16 protein-coding genes are annotated in these 19752 nt (G+C 68.6%); 12 read left to right on the forward strand and 4 right to left on the reverse strand.

The window, feature by feature from the left end; translation table 11 throughout:
* Positions 1-2: 2 nt before the first annotated feature.
* Positions 3-1244, reverse strand: coding sequence for an acyl-CoA dehydrogenase family protein (locus F7Q96_RS08730; RefSeq protein ID WP_082371721.1), 1242 nt, complete (start codon positions 1242-1244; stop codon positions 3-5).
* A gap of 181 nt (positions 1245-1425) precedes the next feature.
* Between F7Q96_RS08730 and F7Q96_RS08735 the strand changes: the two genes are divergently transcribed.
* The 5 genes from F7Q96_RS08735 (at position 1426) to F7Q96_RS08755 (ending at position 6848) form a co-directional block, all read left to right on the forward strand.
* Positions 1426-2538, forward strand: coding sequence for an LLM class flavin-dependent oxidoreductase (locus tag F7Q96_RS08735; protein WP_053823739.1), 1113 nt, complete (start codon positions 1426-1428; stop codon positions 2536-2538).
* 80 nt (positions 2539-2618) lie between these two features.
* Complete coding sequence (locus F7Q96_RS08740; RefSeq protein ID WP_053823740.1) at positions 2619-3644, forward strand: ABC transporter substrate-binding protein; 1026 nt, start codon at positions 2619-2621, stop codon at positions 3642-3644.
* 3 nt (positions 3645-3647) lie between these two features.
* Positions 3648-4739, forward strand: coding sequence for an ABC transporter permease (locus F7Q96_RS08745; protein ID WP_053823741.1), 1092 nt, complete (start codon positions 3648-3650; stop codon positions 4737-4739).
* The gene (locus tag F7Q96_RS08750; protein WP_212762791.1) at positions 4733-5599 is read left to right on the forward strand and encodes an ABC transporter ATP-binding protein; all 867 of its coding nucleotides are present in this window, start codon (positions 4733-4735) and stop codon (positions 5597-5599) included. Before F7Q96_RS08745 ends, F7Q96_RS08750 begins: the two co-directional genes overlap by 7 nt.
* A 52-nt stretch (positions 5600-5651) precedes the next feature.
* Entirely contained in the window at positions 5652-6848 is a 1197-nt protein-coding gene (locus F7Q96_RS08755) for a c-type cytochrome (RefSeq protein WP_053823742.1), read from the forward strand.
* Positions 6849-6895: 47 nt separating this feature from the next.
* Here F7Q96_RS08755 and F7Q96_RS08760 read toward each other — a convergent pair whose 3' ends face one another.
* A complete protein-coding gene (locus F7Q96_RS08760; protein ID WP_053823743.1) occupies positions 6896-7783 on the reverse strand; it encodes a LysR family transcriptional regulator in 888 nt (295 codons plus the stop codon).
* A 117-nt stretch (positions 7784-7900) separates the two neighbouring features.
* Between F7Q96_RS08760 and F7Q96_RS08765 the strand changes: the two genes are divergently transcribed.
* The 4 genes from F7Q96_RS08765 (at position 7901) to F7Q96_RS08780 (ending at position 11593) form a co-directional block, all read left to right on the forward strand.
* Positions 7901-8902, forward strand: a complete 1002-nt coding sequence (locus F7Q96_RS08765; protein WP_053823744.1) for an ornithine cyclodeaminase family protein — start codon at positions 7901-7903, stop codon at positions 8900-8902.
* Complete coding sequence (locus F7Q96_RS08770) at positions 8899-9810, forward strand: phosphate/phosphite/phosphonate ABC transporter substrate-binding protein (RefSeq protein ID WP_053823745.1); 912 nt, start codon at positions 8899-8901, stop codon at positions 9808-9810. The genes F7Q96_RS08765 and F7Q96_RS08770 overlap by 4 nt, the downstream gene beginning before the upstream one ends.
* 23 nt (positions 9811-9833) lie before the next feature.
* A complete protein-coding gene (locus tag F7Q96_RS08775; protein WP_144426014.1) occupies positions 9834-10811 on the forward strand; it encodes a Bug family tripartite tricarboxylate transporter substrate binding protein in 978 nt (325 codons plus the stop codon).
* Positions 10812-10912: 101 nt separating this feature from the next.
* The gene (locus tag F7Q96_RS08780; RefSeq protein WP_151022496.1) at positions 10913-11593 is read left to right on the forward strand and encodes a DUF2239 family protein; all 681 of its coding nucleotides are present in this window, start codon (positions 10913-10915) and stop codon (positions 11591-11593) included.
* A 187-nt stretch (positions 11594-11780) separates the two neighbouring features.
* Here F7Q96_RS08780 and F7Q96_RS08785 read toward each other — a convergent pair whose 3' ends face one another.
* Both F7Q96_RS08785 and F7Q96_RS08790 read right to left on the reverse strand, forming a co-directional pair.
* Complete coding sequence (locus F7Q96_RS08785) at positions 11781-13181, reverse strand: sigma-54-dependent transcriptional regulator (protein ID WP_053823747.1); 1401 nt, start codon at positions 13179-13181, stop codon at positions 11781-11783.
* Positions 13178-15097: a sensor histidine kinase gene (locus F7Q96_RS08790; RefSeq protein WP_151022498.1), complete on the reverse strand. Its 1920-nt coding sequence runs from the start codon at positions 15095-15097 to the stop codon at positions 13178-13180. The genes F7Q96_RS08785 and F7Q96_RS08790 overlap by 4 nt, the downstream gene beginning before the upstream one ends.
* 328 nt (positions 15098-15425) lie before the next feature.
* Here F7Q96_RS08790 and F7Q96_RS08795 point away from each other — a divergent pair, with 328 nt between their 5' ends.
* The 3 genes from F7Q96_RS08795 (at position 15426) to F7Q96_RS08805 (ending at position 19598) form a co-directional block, all read left to right on the forward strand.
* Complete coding sequence (locus F7Q96_RS08795) at positions 15426-16766, forward strand: dicarboxylate/amino acid:cation symporter (protein WP_053823750.1); 1341 nt, start codon at positions 15426-15428, stop codon at positions 16764-16766.
* A 151-nt stretch (positions 16767-16917) separates the two neighbouring features.
* A complete protein-coding gene (gene gltS / locus F7Q96_RS08800; RefSeq protein WP_144425939.1) occupies positions 16918-18111 on the forward strand; it encodes a sodium/glutamate symporter in 1194 nt (397 codons plus the stop codon).
* Positions 18112-18113: 2 nt separating this feature from the next.
* Entirely contained in the window at positions 18114-19598 is a 1485-nt protein-coding gene (locus F7Q96_RS08805; RefSeq protein ID WP_053823751.1) for a TAXI family TRAP transporter solute-binding subunit, read from the forward strand.
* Positions 19599-19752 lie beyond the last annotated feature (154 nt).

The following is a 19752-nucleotide window of genomic DNA, read 5'->3' on the forward strand; positions in this document are numbered from 1 at the left end:
CATCACGCCAGCACATGCCTGCCCGCCGCGATCAGGATCGCATCGTCCTGCGGCGTATGGACGCGGCTGCAGAGTACGTCGCGGTAGTGGCGCTCCAGCGGGTTGTTGCGGCTCAGTCCATGATTGCCGGCCAGTTGCAGCGCGAGTTCGACCGCGCGGATCGCGTTGCCCGTCACGGTGAATTTCAATAGCCCGCTGCCGGCGAGTGCCGGCGGGTGGCCGGCATCGATGCGCGAGGTCGCGTCGTCGAGCAACGCCTGGTTCGTCTGCAGCAGCGCGGCGATTTCGCCGATGGTCTGCTGCACGCGCGGCAGCGTCGCCAGCGGCGCGCCGAGGCTAGCCGGCGCACGCGTGCGCACGAAATCGCGGACCCAGTCGAAGCCCGCGCGCGCCACCGCATCGTAGAGGCTGCCGAGCAGCACCACCATCCAGGCCTGCTGATCGGCATTGGCGTCGTTATCGGCCTGACTGGCCCCCGCCGGCGTCCATTGTTCGGGCAGGCGGAGATCGACCGCGTATTCCGGCGGAATCCATACATCGTCCAGCACCGTCTCGTGGCTGCCCGAAGCGCGCAGCCCCAGGTGATTCCAGTTCTCGATCACGCGAATGCCGCGTGCCGGATCGACGGGGCCCGGCACCAGAAACACACCGACGCGCGGCTGTGGCTCGTCGGTGCGCGCCCATACCGCGAGCCAGCGCAGCGCCGGGATGCCGGTGCAATAGAGCTTGCGCCCCTGCAGGCGCCAGCCGTCCGCCGTGCGCGTTGCCACGGTGCCCGGCAGTCCGCCGCGCGAAGGCGAGCCCAGTTCCGGCTCGACGCGCAAGGCGTTGATCAGCGCGCCCTCGGACACCGCGCTGCCGAACACCTGCTGCGCGGCCGGCGGCGGCCAATGCCTGTCGTCGCGGGCGATTGCGCGGTGCTGCAGATAGGTCATCGTCAGCACCAGCGCGGTGGCGGCATCGCCGGCTGCGACAGCCGCGACGATGCGGCGCGCCCGCGCGAGGTTCGCGCCGGCTCCGCCATGGGCTTGCGGCACGACCTGCGCGATCAGGCCATGGCGATGCAGCAGCGCGAAGTTCTCGTGCGCAAAGCTGCCGTCGGCATCGTGCCGCGCGGCGGTCGCCGCGAATGCCGTGCGCAAGGCGTCGAGCGTGATGTCGAGCGTGTCGTTGCGCGTGCGGTCCAGCATACGGTCCAGATGCGGCTCGCTGGCGGGCAATCGAAGCAAGGTGGAGGAAGGCATGACGGTCGTTCCCTGTGCGGATTCGGATCGGCGCCTAGCGTAACGCCGCGATGCCGCTTCGATGAACGATGCAAATCGAATATGGAGTTTCGTTTTTATTCGTTCGGCCACGCGCGGGTTTGCCTTACGTTTGTCGCCAGATTCCGCCGCCGTGACCGCAGCGGGCGACACAGGAGAACCCATGAGCGTCGACATCATCGGCATGATCCAGAGCCAGAAGCAATCCGAGATCCATCCGCCCAGCGGGCCCGTGGTGGATCGCGACTATGTGCGGGCCTTCGCGCAGGCGCACGAGCAGGCCGGCTTCGACCGCATCCTGGTGCCGCACCATTCCACCGGGCCGTCCGCCACGCTGACGATCGCGTATGCGGCCGCGGTGACCGAACGAATCCACTTCATGCTGGCGCATCGGCCCGGCTTTACCGCGCCGACGCTGGCCGCGCGGCAGATCGCGACGCTGGACCAGTTCAGCGGCGGCCGGCTCGGCGTGCATTTCATCTCCGGCGGCTCGGACGACGAGCAGAAGCGCGATGGCGATTTTCTCGATCACGACGAACGCTATGCGCGCACCGACGAATACCTCGGCATCCTGCGCCGCATCTGGACCGCACCGGAGCCCTTCGATCACGAGGGCCGCCACTACCGCTTCCAGCGCGGCTTTTCCGAGGTCAAGCCGGCGCAGCAGCCGCATGTCCCGATCTACTTCGGTGGCGCGTCGGCGCCGGCGATCGCGGTGGCCGGCAAGCACGCCGACGTCTATGCGCTGTGGGGCGAATCGCTGGACCAGGTCCGCGAGCTGACCGCGCGGGTACGGGCGGAGGCGGCGAAGCATGGCCGCCAGATCCGCTTCTCGGTGTCGTTCCGGCCGGTGCTGGCCGACACCGAGCAGAAGGCCTGGGCGCGTGCCGACCGCATTCTCGAACGCACCCGCGCGCTGCGCGTGCAACAGGGCTACAGCCGCGGCGGGCCGCAGCAGAGCGAGGGCGCACGCCGCCTGCTGGCCGCCGCCGAGCAGGGCGATCGCGTCGATACCCGGCTGTGGACCGCGATCGCGCGCGAGACCGGCGGCCGGTCCAATTCGACCGGCCTGGTCGGTACGCCCGAACAGGTCGCGCACGCGCTGCTCGATTACTACGACCTTGGCGTGACCACCTTCCTGATCCGCGGCTTCGATCCGCTCGACGATGCGATCGACTACGGCCGCGAGCTGATCCCTCGTCTGCGCGCGCTGGTGGCCGAACGCGATGCGCGGCGGGAGCGCGAGCAGCAACAAGGGCAACGGCAGGCGGCATGAGCCTTGCTGCCCGGCCTGACCGACAACCGCATGCCGAGACTCGAACCAACAACACGTAGAACCACGGGAGCCGCATCACCATGAGCCAACGCCAATCCCCCTCCGATGCAACGCCCACTGCCCGGCGGCGCGACGTGCTGCGCCTGGCCGGTGCCGCGGCGATCGCCGCACCGGCGCTGATGCTGGGCAGGCGCGCCTGGTGCGCGCCGCGCAAGCTGACCTTTGCGTGGAACCAGAATTCGTTCTGCCTGACGCCGATCGTGGTCGCGCAGGAGAAGGGCTTCTTCGAGAAGAACGGCCTGCAGGTCGATCTGATCAACTACAGCGGCTCCACCGACCAGCTGCTCGAGTCGATCGCCACCGGCAAGGCCGATGCCGCGGTCGGCATGATCCATCGCTGGCTCAAGCCGCTGGAGGCCGGCTTCGACGTCAAGATCATCGGCAGCTCGCACGGCGGCTGCGTGCGGCTGGTAGGCGCGAAGGCGGCGGGCGTCACCAGCCTGCAGGCGCTGAAGGGCAAGACGGTCGGCGTCAGCGATCTCGCCGCGCCGGGCAAGCACTTCTTCACGATCCTGCTGGCCAAGAACGGCATCGATCCGGACAAGGACGTGACCTGGCGCCAGTATCCGGCCGACCTGCTCGGCGTCGCGGTCGACAAGGGCGAGATCCAGGCGATCGCCGACGGCGACCCGAATCTCTATCTGCTGGAGAAGCGCACTAATGGCGCCTATGTCGAACTGGCGACCAATCTGACCGGCGAGTATGCGCGCAAGGTCTGCTGCGTGGTTGGCGCGCGCGGCGAACTGGTCCGCAACGATCGGCCCACGGCGTCCGCGCTGGCGCGCGCGATCGTGCAGGCGACCGACTTCGTGCACGAGAACCCGAACGAGGCCGCCAAGGTGTTCGCCAAATACTCGCCGAAGATCTCGCTGGACGACCTGCGCAAGCTCTATGCGACGCTGACCTATACCCATCATCCGACCGGCGTCGACCTGCGCGATGAAATCGCCTTCTATGCCGACGATTTCCGCAAGATCGGCGTGATCAAGAAGACCACCGATCCGCAACGCCTGGCGCAGCACGTCTACGCCAATGTCCTGGGATAAATCATGAGTACGCATCAAGCTGCGTTCGAGGCGGCGCGCGGTGGCGGGCCGACGACGCGCCGGGCCGCACGCGCTTCCGCCTCCGCCTCGCCTTCGGGGCCTTCCGCGACGGCGGCCACCGCGGCCGCGCCGACACAATGGCCCGTCGGCTACATTGCCGTGCTGGCATGGGCCGGCTTCGGCCTGTTGACCTGGCGCTGGCCCAACCGGGTCGCTGGATTCAGCGACTGGGCCTATACCGCCGAACTGGGCATCGCGGCGCTCGCCGTGGCGGCCGCGCTCGCGCTGTTGGCGGTCATCGGTCCACGCGTAGGGGCGGGCCGCCGCGGGTGGTCGGCACTTCGCGCTGCCGGGCCATGGCTGGTGGCCGTGCCGTTGGTGCTGGGCGCATGGGAATACCTGACCGCCAAGACCGCCACACTGCCGACGCCGTTCTTCGCGCCGCCACAGGCGCTGATCGAGGTCTATCTAGACGACTGGCGCCGGCTCGGCGACAGCGCGCTGAACACGCTGAAGCTGCTGGGCTTCGGCGTCGCGCACGGCGCGGTGGTCGGCTTCCTGATCGGCGTATCGATCGGGTGGTCGCGGCGGATCGGCTATTGGGTGCATCCGCTGCTGCGCGTGCTCGGCCCCTTGCCGTCGACCGCGTTGCTGCCGCTGACCTTCTACTTCTTCCCGTCGAGCTATTCGGCCGCGATATTCCTGATCGCGCTGGCGACGGCCTTCCCGGTCGCGGTGCTGACGTGGTCGGGTGTGGCCAGCGTCGACAAGCGCTATTACGACGTGGCGCGGACGATGGGCGCGTCGGGCTGGTTCCTGGTGTTGCGCGTCGCGATTCCGGCAGCCTTGCCGCAGGTGTTCGTCGGCCTGTTCATGGGGCTGGGCGCGTCGTTCTCGGTGCTGGTCACCGCGGAGATGATGGGCGTCAAGTCGGGACTGGGTTGGTACCTGACCTGGGCGCAGGGCTGGGCCTCGTACGTGAACATGTACGCGGCGCTGATCGTGATGGCGCTGTTGTTCTCCGGGGTCATCACATTGTTGTTCGCGCTGCGCGACCGCGCGCTGTCGTGGCAGAAGGGGACCGTCAAATGGTGAGCGCGGCGATGGCGGACGAGGCGCAGGCGACGGTGGCGCGCGGATTGGCACGCCCGCACCATCAAGGAAACGACGGGACGGGTGAGGTCATCGACGGGGAGGGCGCCGGGGCTCGCATCGAGGTACGGCAGGTCAGCCATTGGTTCGGGGAAGGCGAGACGCGGCTGCAGGTGCTGGACCGCGTGAACCTGAACGTCGAGCCGGGAGAATTCGTCGCGCTGCTGGGGCCCAGCGGCTGCGGCAAGTCGACCTTGCTGCGGCTGGTCGCCGGCCTCGACGCGCCGGTGGAAGGGCGGATCCTGCAGGACGGCGCGACGATCGCCGAGCCGGATCCGTCGCGCATCGTCGTATTCCAGGACCCGACGCTGTTTCCGTGGCGGCGCGTCTGGGACAACGTGGCGCTGGGCCTGCAGGCACGCGGCCTGCTGGGCCGCGAGCATCAACGGGTCGACGCCGCGCTCGAACGGGTCGGCCTGAAGGACTTCGCGCGCGCGTTTCCGCATCAGCTGTCCGGCGGCATGGCGCAGCGCGTGGCGCTGGCGCGCGCGCTGGTCAACGATCCGCGCCTGCTGGTCCTGGACGAGCCGCTCGGCAAGCTCGATTCGCTGACGCGGCTGGCGATGCAGAGCGAGCTGGTCGCGCTGTGGCAGCGTGCCGGCTTCTCGGCCCTGCTGGTCACGCACGATGTCGAGGAGGCGCTGTTCCTGGCCCAGCGCGTGATCGTCTTCAGCGATCGGCCGGCGCGCATCCGCGCGGAGATCGATGTCGATCTGCCGTACCCGCGCCATCGCGGCGATCCCAGGCTGACCGAGATGCGGCACGAGGCGCTGCGGCATCTGGGCCTGGACGCCAGCTGGTGATCGCCGGCGTGCTGGGGCCCGTGTTCCGACAAGCCATGGCGCGAGCGGTGCGATGAATGGCGTGGTGTTGCCGGCCTGGCTCGATACGCTGTTGGCCATCGTCGAGCACGCGCAGCTCGGCATGCTGCGGCTATGGCACTGGCTGGGCCTGACTGGCGACGTGCACGGGCAGCCGGCCTGGCCCTGGAGCCATCGGATTGCCGGCGAAACCTTGCTGATCGATCTCGGCGTGGCGAGGCAGCTCGCGTGGACCGGCATCGCCGTCGCGCTGTCGTTGGTGGCGATGCTGCTGGCGCTGGCATGGCGGCGCCGCCGTGCGATACTGCTGCCGATGGCGGCCGCCGGCCTGCTGCTCGCGCCCTGGCCAGCGCCGGCGCTGCTGTTCGTGCCGGCGGCGCCGACCAGCTTTCATGCCAGTCCTACAGGATTTTCGGTGGAGGCGATCTCCCTCGGCGCCCGCATCTATGGCCAGCATTGCGCGGCCTGCCACGGCGACGACGGCCGCGGCGAAGGTCCGCTGGCGGCAACGTTGCCGCGCTGGCCGCCGACGCTGGTCAGTCCCTTGCTCGCGCGCCGTGCCGATGGCGAGCTGTTCTGGCATATCGCCGATGGCATGCGCGATGGCAATGGCGGCCTGGCGATGCCCGCATTCGCCGGCGTATTGGCCGGCGAGGAGATCTGGGCCGTGCTCGACTACGCCAAGGCGCTGGCCGCGGGCGAGGGCGCCAAGTCGGCAGGCAGCTGGCCGATGGCCTTGCCGGTTCCGGATATGGCGATACGCTGCGGCGCCGACACGCCGCGCCGATTGGCGCAGTGGCGCGACGGCCAGCGGCTGCGGCTGGTGGCCTTCGACGGTTCGCCCGATCGCATTCCGCTCGAGGATCCGCGCTTCCTGACGCTGCTGGTGACGCCCGACGGCAGGCCGCCCGCTTCGGTGCCGCAGTTCCGCAGCGATTGCGCGGCGGTGTCGCCGCAGGCCTGGGATACCGTCGCGCGGCTCGCCGGTGTCGCGCCGGAGCGCCTCGGCGGGACCGAGCTGCTGGCCGATCGCGGTGGCTGGCTGCGTGCACGCGGCACGCCGCAGCAGAAGGGCTGGTCCGATGCCGATCTGCTGTGCGAGTCGGGCCAGGCGTCCAGGCCGGCGGCCAGCGCGACAGCCGAAAAGCCGGCGCCCGATGCGCTGACCGCGCTGCTGTTGCGGATGGATGCGGAGCCAGTGCGCTTCGTCAAGGGCGGCATCGTGCATTAGCGGAAGGCATGGCAGCGCAGCGCCCCCGCCCCCGCCCCGCCGCGCGTTTACCGCTTCATCATCGCCACCAGCGTATCGACGAAGTCGAGCGCCAGCCGCGACAGCGGTTCGGTCTCGACATGGAAGATCTGCGCCGACGCGGTGACGCGCGTCCTGACCGGCACCGCGACGATATCGGGCCAGCTCTGGCCGAACACGGTCATCGCGTCGACCAGCGCGATGCCCGCCCCCGCCTGCGCCAGGGCACGCGCGACGTGCGCCTGTTCCACCTGCACGCTGAAGTCCGGTTGGTCAGCCTCGCCGCCGAACATCTCGCGGATCAGCAGCCCGAACGGCACATCGTCGCCGTAGCCGATCAGCGGCTCGCCGGCCAGGTCGGCAGGCCGTACCGCGCTGCGCCCGGCGAGACGATGGCCCTCGGGCACCAGCGCGACGATCGGATTGCGCGCCAGCACGCGCGCTTCCAGGTTCGGATGCGTCAGCGGCATCGTCGATACGCCGAGCTCGGCCTGCCCCGACAGCAGCGTGCGCAGCATGTTGGTGGGAATCTGCGTGCGCACCACGATGCGGACTTCGGGATGCGCCAGACGGAAGCGCGCAATCGCACGGGGCAGCACCGTCTGCCCCAGATTGGGGCTGCACGACACGCGCAGGCTGCCGGTGCGGTTTGCCGCCAGATCCTCGGCGATCTCGTTGACGCGCTCGATGCCGTCATAGACCGCGTTGACCTCGGCCAGCATGCGGCGCGCTTCCGGCGTTGGATACAGCCGCCCCTTGGTGCGCCGAAACAGCGCGAAGCCCAGGCGCTGCTCGGTATGCGACAGCAGGCGGCTGATCGCCGGCTGCGAAACATACAGCAGCTTGGCGGCGGCGCTGATCGAGCCCGTCAGCATCACCGCGCGGAACACTTCGATCTGGCGCAGATTGATTTTCATGGCATAACAAGATGTTAAGCGTCACCGATATATAAGCATATGACAGTCATGGCCGCGCTCCCTACACTGATTTCGACGATTCGACGATTCCACGATTCCACGACATCAGGAGACGGTATGAGCGACATCCATCTGACCTACCTCAACGGCAAGGACATCGCCCGGCTGGAGATGACCGACGCGGAGATCCTTGCCGCGGTCGAGCAGGGGCTGGTGGCGCAGGGCAATGGGCAGACCGTGATCGAGCCGCGCATGCATCTGATTCCGGACCCCGCCTTCAATGGGCACTTCAATGTGCTGCGCGGTTATGTCGCGCCGCTCGGGCTGGCGGGGGTCAAGATCGTCGGCGACTTCGTCGACAACTACAAGCAGGGCCTGCCATCGGAAATGGCGCTGCTGAATCTGTTCGACCCGCGCACCGGCATGCCGGTCGCCGTGATCGACGCGACCTTCATTACGGACGCTCGCACCGGGGCGCTGACCGCGCTCGGCGCGCGCCATCTGGCGCGGCGCAACAGCAAGGTGCTCGGCCATATCGGTGCGCGCGGTACCTCGTACTGGAATATCAGGCTGCTCGACAGCCTGTTCGATTTCGACGAGATCCGCGTGCATTCGCGCCGCCCCGAAAGCCGCAATGCATTTGCGGCGAGGCTCGAGCGCGATCTCGGCAAGCCGATCGTCGTGACCGAGGACTGGGAGTCGTGCGTGCGCGGCGCCGATATCGTCGTCGAAGCCTCGCGGCTGGAGCGGCCGACGCCGCTGTTGAAGACCGAATGGATCTCGCGCGGCGCGTTCGTCGTGCCCTACGGCACGATGAGCGCGGTCGAGCTGTCGCTGACCGACATCATGGACAAGCTGGTGGTCGACGACTGGAGCCAGTGCAAGGGAGGCATGTTCGGCTCGCTGCGCGCGCATGTCGAGGCCGGCAAGCTGTCGGAGCAGACGCTGCATGCCGAGCTCGGCGAGATCGTCGCCGGACGCAAACCGGGGCGGCAGAGCGACGAGGAGACCAATCTGTTCTGGCATCGCGGCCTGTCGCTCAGCGATATCGCGCTCGGCCACGCAATCATGGAGAAGGCCCAGCGCATGGGCATCGGGCAAAGGCTGGTCTACGCATGATCGCCAATGCAAGGATGTACTCGGTGTCGCCGCAGGCCGCCAAGGCCTGGCGGGCGCTGCTGATGCGCGTGGCGCAACGCGCCGGCGTGGCGCTGGACTACGTCGAGCATGATGCGCCGGCACCGATCCGTGCATTGTGGGACCGCGACGATTGCGCCTGCGTGCTGATGTGCGGCTATCCGTTTGCGACCGCGCCGGTGCGCTACCGGCTGCTTGCTGCGCCGGTGCCCGATCTGCCGCGCTATGGCGGCCTGCCGCGCTATTTCAGCGAATTCATCGTGCGCGCCGATGCGCCCCGCACCTCGCTGGCGCAGACCTTCGGCACGCGCCTTGCGTGCATGCTGCCGGAGTCGAATTCGGGCTACAACGCGCCGCGCCGCTATCTGATGGAGTTCGGGCTGGTCGAGGGCGCGTTGTATCTGCCGACCGACGACGCCACGCCGACACCGCAGGACGTGATCGACGCGGTGATCGCGGGGCGCGCCGAGGTCGGCGTGGTCGACAGCTATGTGCTCGACTTGCTGCGGATGCATGCGCCAGAACGGATCGCCGCCGTGCGCACGCTGGCGGTGACGCAGTCCTCGCCGATTCCGCCGCTGGTCGCTTCTCCCGGCATCGGCGAAGACATCGCGGCGCGGCTGCGCGAGGCATTGCTGCACGCGCATCGCGACCCGGAATGCGGCGAGGCGCTTGCCGTGCTGCGGCTGTCGCGCTTTGCGGAAATGGTGCCGGACGACTATCGGCGTCTGGTCCGCTGGGCGCACGAGGCGGATCGCGCGGGGGTGGCGCTGACCGCGGCGACACCGGTTGTGCAGGGTGTCTTGCCGTTTTTGCCGGAGTCCGTGCCGGCGTCATTGTCGGAGCCTTCGCTGGAGTCCTTGCGGCACCCATCCGATCCATTGGCCTGATCCACTCTCGGAGAATCACGATGATGCGTTTGCTTTCCACGATACTCGGTGCGCTGCTCGCGGCGAGCGTGCCGCTTGGCGCGTCGGCGCAGGGGGGCGGGCAAGCCTATCCCGCCAAGCCAATACGGCTGGTCGTGCCGTTTGCCGCCGGCGGTCCGGCCGACGTGCTCGGACGTACGGTAGGCGAGGGGCTGTCCAAACGCTGGAGCCAACCGGTCGTCGTCGAGAACAAGGCCGGCGCGGCCGGCACGATCGGCGTCGATCAGGTCGCCAAGGCCGCGCCCGATGGCTATACGCTGGCCGTGGTGCCGGTCGGCAATATCGCCGTCAATCCGTCGCTGATGCCGAACCTGCCGTACAAGGCGGCCGACTTGGTGCCGGTCGCGATGCTGGCCACGGCCGAAAACGTGCTGGTGGTTCACCCCGGCGTCCCGGCGAAGTCGCTTGCCGACCTGCTGAAGCTCGCACGCCAGCAGCCCGGCAAGCTGACCTTTGCCTCGCCGGGCGCGGGCAGCCAGGCGCATCTGGCCGGTGAACTGCTGCAGCTCGACGCCAACGTCAAGCTGATCCACGTGCCCTACAAGGGCGTCAGCCCGGCGATGACGGACCTCGTCGGCGGCCAGGTCACGATGATGTTCGCGCAGATGTCGGCGGCGCTGCCGTATATCCAGGCCGGCCGCCTGCGCGCACTGGGCGTGGCCAGCGGCAAGCGCTCGGCGGTGCTGCCCGATGTGCCGACCATCGCCGAACAGGGCTTTCCGCAGTTCGAGGCGGTGTCCTGGTATGCGCTGATGGCCCCGGCCGGCACGCCGCGCGAGGTGATCGAACAATTGAGCCGCCAGACCGGCGAAGTGCTGGCCGATCCCGGCCTGAAGAGCAAGCTGGCAACGCTCGGCATGGACGTCGGCGGCGGCACGCCGCGGGAGCTGGCCGAGACGATCCAGAAAGAGACGGCGCGTTGGGCGGCGGTGATCAAGCAACGGGGAATTTCGGTGGAGTGAGCGGGCAGCAGGGGCGGTGACCGTGTTGGGCAATTTAGCCCGGGTAATATTGACATCTTGTTTTACCCGGATAAAATAGCGCCAGTTCACGGAGATCCAACATGTCGAAACCCGCCACCTGCACCGCGTTCATCGGCGAACGCCTGCTGGCTTCCGGCGCGCCCGGCGCCGTCGCCCTTGCCGTCAAACGCGCCCTCGCGCAACGGGGGGACGACGCGTCGGCGCCAGCGGTACTGGCCTTCGATGATCGCAGCGGCCGCCAGATCGATTTCGACCTGCGCGGCACGGATCAGGAGATTGTCGCGAGGCTGCAGCCGGAGGGGCGACAGCCGGCCGCGGAGCAGACGGAACGCGAAGGGGAAGCGAGCAGGGGCGAACCCCGGACGCCAGGCCGTCCCAGGCTCGGCGTGGTGGCGCGCGAGGTAACCCTGCTGCCGCGCCACTGGGAATGGCTCGCCGCCCAGCCGGGCGGCGCTTCGGTGACGTTGCGCAAACTGGTCGAGCAGGCGCGTGCCCAGGACGGAGGACGGCAGGCGATTCGCGAAGCGCAGCAGGCCGCCGACCGCTTCATGCTTGCGATGCTCGGCAACCAGCCAGGCTACGAGGACGCGTCCCGCGCGCTGTACGCCGGTGACGGCGAGCGCTTCGTGATGCTGACCGAATCATGGCCGCGCGATCTGCGGGATCATGTGCGTCGGCTGGCAGCCGCGGCACTGCAGGGTAGCGAAGTGCTGCCAGACCTCGCGAAGCGCCTTGCTGCATCTGGCGGCAAAGCCAGCTGACACGCATCGGTCGCCGGTGCGCGAGGCCGAGCGCGCATGGAACATGGCCCGAAAACAGACATGGCCCGCGCGAGGCGAGCCATGTATCGACCTAGAGTCATCACCGGCATGTGCATCCGGGAGAGGACAGGTTAGGGCAGTGGTCGGATTCTAGCGCAGTTCGAAAGTGGGCGGTTCTGCCATCCGACTATTCGGTTCTGTCGCTGACATAGAGCCGCCGTTCGATCCCATGCCGATGCAGCTTGTCGTAGAACGTCTTGCGCGCGATGCCCAGCGATTCCAGTGTCGCCCGTACATTGCCGCCGTTGGCGGCGAGCGTGTCGCGGATCAGCTGCGCTTCGTAGCGGTCCATCCGTTCGGCCAGCGTGCCTTCGCCGCTCGTACCGTCTGACGTCGCGCTCTGCGCGGCAGGCGCGGCCGGCAGCGTATGCACCCCCAACACGAAGCGTTCGGCGAAATGCAGCAGTTCGCGTACGTTGCCCGGCCAGGCGTGCGTGTTCAGGTAGCGCCGTACCGCATCGTTGAGCGGCGGCGCCTCACGCTGGAAGCGGCGCGCGGCCTGGCCGGTGAAGACCTCGAACAGCAGCGGAATGTCTTCGCGCCGCTCGCGCAGCGGCGGCATATACAGCGTGACGACGTTGAGGCGGTAATACAGGTCCTCGCGGAAATCGCCGCGCTGTGCGGGGTCGCCCAGATCGACCTTGCTGGCCGCGATGACGCGCAGATCGACCGGCCGCATTTCGTTGGTGCCCAGCGGCGCGACGCTGCGCGTCTCCAGCACGCGCAGCAGCTTGAGCTGCACCGACGGCGGCATGCCTTCGATCTCGTCCAGGAACAGCGTGCCGCCATTGGCATGTTCGATGCGGCCGATCCGCTTGCGTTGCGCGCCGGTGAAGGCACCGGGTTCGTGGCCGAACAGCTCGCTCTCGATCACGCTCTCGGGCAGCGCCGCGCAATTGAGCGCGACCAGTTCGCCGGCGCTGCGACGGCTCCACCGATGCAGCGCGGTCGCGGCCATTTCCTTGCCGCTGCCGGTCTCGCCGACCACCAGCACATCCACGTCCGCGTCGGCGATATGGCGGATGGTCTGGCGCAGCCGCTCCATCGCCGGCGTCACGCCGATCAGCGGCCAGGCGCTCTCCGCTTGCGTCGCGGCGTCCTGCAGCCGGCGGTTTTCCAGCACCAGCCGGCGCTGCTCCCAGGCATGGCCGACAGCGGTCAGCAAGCGGTGGGTGGCGTAGGGCTTCTCGAGAAAATCGTAGGCGCCACGGCGCATCGCCTCGACCGCTTGCGCGATATCGCCATGGCCGGTGATGAAGATCACCGGCAGGCTGGCGTCGCGTTCGAGCACGCGTTCGAACAGTTGCAGGCCGTCGAGCCCCGGCATCCGCATATCGGTGACCAGTACCTCCGGATAGCCGTCGCGCAGGCTGTCGAGAAAGGATTGCGCGCTGGCGTGCGCGTCGACCCGATAGCCGGCCAGCGTCAGGCTCTCGGCCGCGGCTGCGCGGACATCGTGGTCGTCGTCGACCAGGGCGACCCGGCGCACCGGGCCATGGCTGGCCTGGCCTTCGGTGGTTTGCATCATGGGGATGAATTCAATGTGATGGTGAAGATGGCGCCGCCGGGCCCGCCGCTTTCCGTGCTGCCGGAGCGCGTATCGAGCGTGCCGCCGAAGTCGGCGACGATGTCGCGGCTGATCACCAGCCCCAGCCCCATGCCTTCGCGCTTCGAGGTGGAGAAGGGGGTGAACAGCCGCTCGGCGATGTCGGGCGCGATGCCGGGACCGTTGTCGGCGATCTCGATGCGAACACGCGCTTCGTCGGCATGCGTCGCGATGTCGATCCGCGCATCGTCGCGGCCGGCCACGGCGTCCAGCGCGTTCTGCAGCAGATTGACCAGCACCTGTTCGAGCCGCAGGCGTTCGGCCTGCACGCGCAGACCCTTGTCGCCGGAACGCACCAGCGCGACGGGCTGCGTGCGCAGGCGCGGCCCGAGCAACAGCAGCGCGCCGTCGATCGCGTCGTCCACCGGCGTCGGCTCTCGTGCGCCCGAACCCTTGCGGGCAAACGCGCGCAGCTGGCCCGTAATGGCGCCGATGCGCTCGGTCAATGCGCCGATGCGCGCGAGGCTCGAGCGGGCCCCCTCGGCCTCGCCGCGCTCCAGATAGCTGCCGGCGTTGTCCGCATAGCTGCGGATCGCGGCCACCGGCTGGTTGATCTCGTGCGCGACGCCGGCGGCGATCTGGCCGAGGAAGGTCAGCTTGTTGGCCTGCACCAGTTCTTCCTGCGCGGCATGGAGACGCAGCTCGGCCTGCCGGCGCTCTTCCATTTCCGCGCGCAGCTGGTCGTTGGCGGCCTGCAGTTCGGCGGTGCGCGCCTGCACGCGCGCCGTCAATTCGGCGCGGATCGCGGCCTGCTGAGCGTTGTGCCGCCGCAGCCGGCGCCGTGCGTAGATCGCGGTGGCGACGGCGATACAGGCGAGCAGCAGCAGCACCAGCGCCTGCGCCTGCATCCGCGCCGCGGTGCCGGTCCGCTCGTCGCGGCTGGGCGCCAGCAGGTGAAAGGTCCAATGCGTGGAGGGCACGGGCAGGGCAACGTGGATATAGCTGTCGCCGGCCGGATGACCGGGCACGTCCGCACGCACCTCCTCGCCGCTGGCAGGCGGCTTGCGCGCCGGTGCGCCACCGGCCGCGGCCGAAAACGGCCGGACCGGCAGCGGGGCGAAGGTCCCATCGCCAAACTGCAGGCTGCGCCGCAACTGCTCGGCCGCCGCCTCGCCCAGAGGCACCAGCGAGCCAAAGCGCCATCCGGGCTCGCTGGTCAGCAGCACCACGCCGTCGCTGTTGGTGACGAAGACCGGCTCGGCCAGATGCGCCCAGTCTTCCTCCAGGCCGGGGAACTCGACCTTGACGACCACCACACCCAGCGGCTGTCCGCTAGCTTCCTCGATCCGGTGCGACAGGTACAGGCCGGGGCGGCGGCTGATCGTGCCGAGGGCGAAGTGCTCGGCGGCGCCGCCGGCCATCGCGCCCTGGTAGTAGGGCCGGAAGGCGTAGTTCTCGCCGACGAAGCTGTCGGGGCCGCGCCAATTGCTCGAGGCGACCGTCAGGCCGCGGCGGTCCACCGCGTAGATCACCGAGGCGCCGGTGCCGGCCGCCAGTGCCTCGAGCTTGCCGTTGAGCGCGGCAAGGCGCTGCGGGTCGGCCGTCGCCAGCGCCGTCTTCAGGTCCGGGTCCTGCGCCAGCACGAACGGCAGCGCGCGATGTTTCTCGAGATCCCGCCGCAGCGTGGCAACGTTGAACTGCGCGGCCGTCAGCGCACGCTGGGTGACCGCGGCGGTGGCCTCGCGATGCGCCGCGCGCTCGACCCACCGCAGCACCGCGACGGTCAGCGCCAGCATCAGCAGCACCGCCAGGGCCACCCCGACAGCGGCGCGCGGCGAGAAGGACCGGCGCGCGGGCGTTGGGTCGGCCGGCAGGGTGGAGGCGGGCGGTTCGGCCATCGTGAGCGGTGGAGTGGGCGCGGGGTAGCGGATCGGTCGAGCCTGCAGAGCCGAGGCCTGCAGGGTCGCGTGTGCGGCAAAAGTTGTGTGGATTTCCATACAACCGGACCGAATTCTATGTGGATTTCCACTCAAACGCCAGCGAGCTGCTCGGCGCTTCAGGATTTTTTCATTAAAAATCAAAGAGTTGTGAAAGACATTTGGCTGGCACACGCATTGCGATAGCGGCTGGTCCGGCGCCGCATCCGCTCGGCCAGGATATTTCAAGAAACTCGCCGCCGCGTGCCCCTGCATGGCGCCCGGCAGCCCATTGGCAGGGGACACCCGCATGATCGACACCCACACCGCCGCGGCCACGGCCGCGCAGCCTCGTCCGTTCTATCGCCATCTGTACGTGCAGGTGCTGGTCGCCATCGTCGCCGGCATCGCGCTGGGCCACTACTGGCCCGATCTCGGCTCGAGCATGAAGCCGCTGGGCGACGGCTTCATCAAGCTGGTCAAGATGATCATCGCGCCGGTGATCTTCCTGACCGTGGTCACCGGCATCGCCGGCATGTCGGACCTGAAGAAGGTCGGCCGCGTCGCCGGCAAGGCGATGATCTACTTCCTGACGTTCTCGACGCTGGCACTGGCCGTCGGCATGATCGTCGGCAACGTGGTCCAGCCCGGCCACGGCCTGCACATCGACCCGGCGTCGCTCGATTCGAACGCGGTGTCCGGCTATGTCGCCAAGGCGCACGATTCGACGATCACCGGCTTCCTGATGAACATCATCCCGACCACGGTGCTCAGCCCGATGGTCAATGGCGACATCCTGCAGGTGCTGTTCGTCGCGGTGCTGTTCGGCATCTCGCTGGCGCTGGTCGGCGAGCGTGGCAAGCCGGTGGTCGATTTCCTGCAGGCGGTCACGTTGCCGGTGTTCCGCCTGGTGTCGATCCTGATGAAGGTCGCGCCGATCGGCGCGTTCGGCGCGATGTCGTTCACCATCGGCAAGTACGGCATCAAGTCGGTGGCCAACCTGGCGATGCTGGTCGGCACCTTCTATCTGACGTCGCTGCTGTTCGTGCTGATCGTGCTGGGCCTGGTGGCGCGCTACAACGGCTTCTCGATCGTCAAGCTGATCCGCTATATCCGCGAGGAACTGCTGCTGGTGCTGGGCACCAGCTCGTCGGAAGCCGCGCTGCCGACGCTGATGCAGAAGATGGAGCGGGCTGGCTGCGCCAAGTCGGTGGTCGGCCTGGTCGTGCCGACCGGCTATTCGTTCAACCTGGACGGCACCAATATCTACATGACGATGGCCGCGCTGTTCATCGCGCAGGCCTGCGACATCCACCTGTCGTTCGGCGATCAGATCCTGCTGCTGCTGGTCGCGATGCTCAGCTCCAAGGGCGCGGCCGGCGTGACCGGCGCGGGCTTCATCACGCTGGCTGCCACCTTGGCCGTGGTGCCGTCGGTGCCTGTCGCGGGCATGGCGCTGATCCTTGGCGTCGACCGCTTCATGTCGGAATGCCGCGCGCTGACCAATCTGGTCGGCAACGCGACCGCCGCGATCGTCGTCGCGCGCTGGGAAGGCGAGCTGGACAAGGATCAGCTGCGCAAGGCGATGGCAGGCGAAGCGATGGCGCCGGCGGCGCCGGGCACGCCCGAGCTGACGCAGTCGGCGGCGTAGCCTTCCGTCGCGCTTGCACGAATGCCGGACGCGCTCGATCGCGTCCGGCATTTTTTTTGCGCATTGCGGTTCGCATTTGTCGCGTCTATGCTGGCATAGATCCATACGCGTCACTTTTCCGCCGGTACCGGCGGGCAAGGATGGGAATCCGATGCAGATTCGCCTCGATCCGGTCGCCTCGGTGCTGGTCGCCGTGCTGGTCCTGCTGCTCGGTACGCTGATCAATCGCCGCGTCGGCTTTCTGTCGCGCTACAACATTCCCGATCCGATTACCGGCGGTGTCCTGTTTGCCGCCGCCGCGGCGATCGCGGCCGCGCTGTTCGAGTTTCGCGTCGTCATCGACGCCGCCATCAAGCCCGTGCTGCTGCTGATGTTCTTCGCCGGCGTCGGCATGGGCGCAGACCTGCGCGCGCTCAAGCAGGGCGGCAAGGCGCTGGTCATCTTCCTGATCGTGCTGTTTCCCTATATCGCCGTACAGAACATCGTCGGCGTCGGCATGGCCAAGGCCATGGACCTGCATCCGATCTTCGGGCTCGTCGGCGGTTCGATCACGCTGGTCGGCGGACACGGCACCGGCGCGGCCTATGCCGAACGCTTCGCCGAGATCAACAACCTGCAGTCGGTGATGGAGCTGTCGATGACGGTGGCGACGATCGGCCTGATCGTCGGCGGCATCATCGCGGGGCCGGTCGCGCAGTACCTGATCTCGCGATATCGGCTGCGTTCGCAGGGCGAGGACGAGGCGAGCGTCGAGGCCGAAGCCCACGGGTTTCCGATCACGACGGTGGCCGCGGTCGGCGCGCTGGGCGGCATCCTGGTGGCGGTAGTGGTCGGACGCTGGCTTGCCTCGTTGTTCTCGGGCCAGGCCATCACGATCCCCGGCTTCCTGTGGTGCATGCTGACCGGCATTGCGATCCGGAACCTGTTGCCGCTGGCCGGCGTCCGCTTCGACGACCGGCCGGCGGAGCTGATCTCCAATGTCAGCCTGTCGCTGTTCCTGGTGATGACGATGATGGCGCTCGACCTGGTCGACGTCGCGCTGTCGGCGGGGCCCTTCATCGCGATCATCGCGATGCAGGTGGTGTTCATCGTCCTCTACGTCGTGCTGGTCTGCTTCCGCTTCATGGGGCGCGACTACGAGGCCGCGGTGCTGTCGGCCGCCTTCATCGGCTTCAATATGGGCTCGACCGCTACCGCGATGGCCAATATGCAGGCCATCACCGCGAAACATGGGCCGGCACCGAAGAGTTTCGTGGTGGCGCCGCTGGCCGGCGCCTTCTTCGTCGACATCATGAATGCCTTCGTGCTGACGCTGATGCTGGCGATGCCGCTGATGGGAGGCTGATCGTGCGCCGCCTGTTGTCCGCGCTGTTTGTCCTGATCGTCGCGTCGCTGCTGGCGGGATGCGAACGCGGCCCGGACGCCGGCGCGCTGCGCAAGGACGTCGCCGCGCGGCTGGCGCAGGCGCTGCCCCCGGGAACGGTCGAGCTGGCGGAACTGCGGCGGCAAGGCTCGCAAACCGATCGGCGCGGACCGCCCGGCGAAGCCCGGCGCGTCGTCTACTTCGACGCGGAGCTGAAGCTGACGCGCGACTTCGACTTCGGTGCATGGGATGCGCCCGGCGTGGCCGGCCTGATCTCGGCGCTCGGTGCGGCGCCGAAGGGCGTGCAGGGCATCGCGCTGGGCGGCAACAAGGCGGGCGACATCATTCGTGCGCACGGCGCCGCGGTGTACCGCGAAGAGGGTGGCCGATGGATGCCGGTGGTGTCGGGCGGCTATCGCCCCGTCACGGCGCCCGCGTATGCGGGCAGCGCCCCGCAGGGCGCGGCGGCGATGCTCGAAGCGGTCCGCCGCATCGTCGAATCCGTGCCGGCCGAGTCCTCGCCCGAACAGCACGCGATGATCGCGCAGGAACTTGCCGCTGCGCATGCCAGCATCCGCGCGCGGCTTGCCCGCGCCAACCAGGGCTATCCGCTGGCGGCGGGCGCGGAGGGCGGGCAGTACCTGCGTTTTGCCCAGGCGCTGGCGGCCAATCCCGGCGCCAGGGTAGTGCCGCTGGTCACGAAGGGCGGCGACGAGAACCTGCGCATGCTGCGCCAGGGCAAGGCCTCGCTGGCGTTGGCACAGGCCGACGCGGCGCTCGACGCCTACCGCGGCGACGGCGACTTCGCCGCCGATGGACCGTTCACGTCGCTGCGCGCGATCGGCAGCCTGTATCCGGAGGCCGTCCATGTTCTCGTTCGCGCCGATGCGGCCGTCAAGACGGTGGCGGACCTGCGCGGCAAGCGTGTCGCCATTGGCGAGAAGGGCGGCGCGTCGCAGCGCACGGCCCTGCGAGTCCTGGCCGCGCACGGCCTGAAGCCGGCGGATTTTGCGGGACACGAGCTGGGCATCAACGCCTCGCTGGTGGCGCTGCGGCAGGGCGAGGTCGACGCCGTGATCCAGATCATCGGCGTGCCATCGGAAAGCATTCGTGACGCGCTGGCCGCGATTCCGCTGCGCCTGCTTCCGCTCGGCGAGAAGGCCGCCGCCGCGCTGGCCGATTCCGGCCGTGGTTATTTGCGATATACGGTGCCCGCCGGCACCTATGCAAACCAGACCGACGGCGTGGCAACCGTGGCCGTCGCCGCGCAGTTGCTGGTGGCCGCCGATCTGTCCGAAGCCGAGGTCGGCGCGATCGCGCGCAACGTCTATGCGCCCGGCGCTGACTTCACCGCGCGTGGCAGCGCGCAAGGCGCGCAGATCTCGCCGGCCAACGCGGCGCAGGGGCTGTCGGTGCCCCAGCATCTGGCCGCGGCCCGCGCCATCGAGGCGCTTGCCAAGGGCAAGTGATCCTCGGCGGGAGCCGATAGTCAGCCTTTTCTATCGTCAGCGGAGCGCGTCGTCGGCGCCGCTCGGTCCTGGAAGCCTTGATGACGGGGCGTACTTCTACCCCTATCGGTATCCACCGTGGTCTTTCGCAATTCGCTACTGCGCTCCCCGCTGA

The sequence above is a fragment of the Cupriavidus gilardii genome (genome assembly GCF_008801915.1).
GTDB classification, from domain to species: Bacteria; Pseudomonadota; Gammaproteobacteria; order Burkholderiales; family Burkholderiaceae; genus Cupriavidus; species Cupriavidus gilardii.

What these genes read in the sequence shown, in the direction of transcription:
- F7Q96_RS08730 (WP_082371721.1), bottom strand. Translation starts at nt 1,244, where the DNA reads ATGCCTTCCTCCACCTTGCTTCGATTGCCCGCCAGCGAGCCGCATCTG.
- F7Q96_RS08735 (WP_053823739.1), top strand. Translation starts at nt 1,426, where the DNA reads ATGAGCGTCGACATCATCGGCATGATCCAGAGCCAGAAGCAATCCGAG.
- F7Q96_RS08740 (WP_053823740.1), top strand. Translation starts at nt 2,619, where the DNA reads ATGAGCCAACGCCAATCCCCCTCCGATGCAACGCCCACTGCCCGGCGG.
- F7Q96_RS08745 (WP_053823741.1), top strand. Translation starts at nt 3,648, where the DNA reads ATGAGTACGCATCAAGCTGCGTTCGAGGCGGCGCGCGGTGGCGGGCCG.
- F7Q96_RS08750 (WP_212762791.1), top strand. Translation starts at nt 4,733, where the DNA reads ATGGTGAGCGCGGCGATGGCGGACGAGGCGCAGGCGACGGTGGCGCGC.
- F7Q96_RS08755 (WP_053823742.1), top strand. Translation starts at nt 5,652, where the DNA reads ATGAATGGCGTGGTGTTGCCGGCCTGGCTCGATACGCTGTTGGCCATC.
- F7Q96_RS08760 (WP_053823743.1), bottom strand. Translation starts at nt 7,783, where the DNA reads ATGAAAATCAATCTGCGCCAGATCGAAGTGTTCCGCGCGGTGATGCTG.
- F7Q96_RS08765 (WP_053823744.1), top strand. Translation starts at nt 7,901, where the DNA reads ATGAGCGACATCCATCTGACCTACCTCAACGGCAAGGACATCGCCCGG.
- F7Q96_RS08770 (WP_053823745.1), top strand. Translation starts at nt 8,899, where the DNA reads ATGATCGCCAATGCAAGGATGTACTCGGTGTCGCCGCAGGCCGCCAAG.
- F7Q96_RS08775 (WP_144426014.1), top strand. Translation starts at nt 9,834, where the DNA reads ATGCGTTTGCTTTCCACGATACTCGGTGCGCTGCTCGCGGCGAGCGTG.
- F7Q96_RS08780 (WP_151022496.1), top strand. Translation starts at nt 10,913, where the DNA reads ATGTCGAAACCCGCCACCTGCACCGCGTTCATCGGCGAACGCCTGCTG.
- F7Q96_RS08785 (WP_053823747.1), bottom strand. Translation starts at nt 13,181, where the DNA reads ATGATGCAAACCACCGAAGGCCAGGCCAGCCATGGCCCGGTGCGCCGG.
- F7Q96_RS08790 (WP_151022498.1), bottom strand. Translation starts at nt 15,097, where the DNA reads ATGGCCGAACCGCCCGCCTCCACCCTGCCGGCCGACCCAACGCCCGCG.
- F7Q96_RS08795 (WP_053823750.1), top strand. Translation starts at nt 15,426, where the DNA reads ATGATCGACACCCACACCGCCGCGGCCACGGCCGCGCAGCCTCGTCCG.
- gltS (WP_144425939.1), top strand. Translation starts at nt 16,918, where the DNA reads ATGCAGATTCGCCTCGATCCGGTCGCCTCGGTGCTGGTCGCCGTGCTG.